Source organism: Streptomyces sp. NPDC054841, assembly GCF_053611045.1.
This window is the reverse complement of sequence record NZ_JBSGZO010000224.1, coordinates 1-1,428: the sequence shown is the minus strand read 5'-3', so window position 1 is coordinate 1,428 and position 1,428 is coordinate 1. Positions and strand designations below refer to the sequence as shown.

Genomic DNA, 1,428 nt, shown 5'->3' with positions numbered 1-1,428 from the left:
CCGGGCACCCCAAGCCCGTCCGGCGCTTGAGGACGGACACACCGGACGCCGTCACGGCACCGGGCACACCGTCACCGCGCACACCGCACCCCCCGGAGGCAGGCGCACCGCACCCCCGGAGGGAGGCGTCAGGCCATGGCCTGGAGGGCCCGGGTCAGCACGGGGGTCACCTGCTCGATCTGCCAGGCGCGCGCGCCCAGCGCGGCGAGGGCCGAGGCGACCGCCTCCGGGGTCGCCTCCTGCGGCGGCTCCCAGCAGAGGCGCCGCACCGTGTCCGGGGTGACCAGGTTCTCCTGCGGAAGGTTCAGCTCCTCCGCGAGCGAGGACACCGCCGCGCGCGCCGCGGACAGCCGCGCCGCGGCCGCCGGGTCCTTGTCCGCCCAGGAGCGCGGCGGCGGCGGACCCGTCACCTGCTGCCCCGGCTGCGGCAGCTCCGCGTCCGGCAGTGCCCGCGCCCGGTCCACCGCGGCCTGCCACTGCTCCAGCTGCCGTCGGCCCATCCGGTGTCCGAAGCCTGGGAGCGCGGTCAGCGCGTGCACGTTCGCCGGCAGCGCCAGCGCCGCCTCGACGATCGCCCCGTCACTGAGCACCTTGCCCGGTGACACGTCCCGCCGCTGTGCCACCTTGTCGCGTGCGGTCCACAGCTCCCGTACGACCGCCATCTGCCGCCGGCGCCGCACCTTGTGCATCCCGGACGTACGCCGCCACGGGTCCTTGCGCGGCGGCGCGGGCGGCGCGGACGCGATCGCGTCGAACTCCTGCTGTGCCCACTCCAGCTTCCCCTGCCGGTCCAGCTCCTTCTCCAGCGCGTCCCGCAGGTCGACGAGCAGCTCCACGTCCAGCGCCGCGTACCGCAGCCAGGGCTCCGGCAGCGGCCGCGTGGACCAGTCCACGGCGGAGTGGCCCTTCTCCAGCGCGTAGCCGAGGACCGACTCGACCATCGCGCCGAGCCCCACCCGCGGGAAGCCCGCGAGCCGCCCGGCGAGCTCGGTGTCGAAGAGGCCGGTCGGGACCATGCCTATTTCGCGCAGGCACGGCAGATCCTGGGTCGCCGCGTGCAGGATCCACTCCGTGCCGGCGAGTGCCTCGCCGAGCCCGGACAGGTCGGGGCAGCCGACGGGGTCGATCAGCGCGGTGCCCGCGCCTTCGCGGCGCAGCTGCACGAGATACGCGCGTTGCCCGTACCGGTAACCGGACGCACGCTCGGCGTCCACGGCGACGGGGCCGCTGCCGGCGGCGAACGCGGCGATGACGGATGCGAGGGCCTCGGGCGTGGACACCACCGGGGGAATGCCCTCGCGCGGCTCCAGCAGGGGGATCGGCACCCTCTCGACTGCGAGGCCGTCGTCCGGGGGGCCGCCCCCGGGGGTTCGCAGGTCTGGCTCTGCTGCGGTCTCTTGGGCGTCGGTCACATGTCAAGGGTATCTG

Annotated in this window: 1 protein-coding gene; it reads right to left on the bottom strand. The window is 75.4% G+C overall.

Annotation, left to right across the window (positions count from 1 at the left end; all coding sequences use genetic code 11):
* Positions 1–128: 128 nt before the first annotated feature.
* Positions 129–1,412, bottom strand: coding sequence for an HRDC domain-containing protein (locus ACWGI8_RS26165; protein WP_453664472.1), 1,284 nt, complete (start codon positions 1,410–1,412; stop codon positions 129–131).
* Between the last annotated feature and the right edge of the window lie 16 nt (positions 1,413–1,428).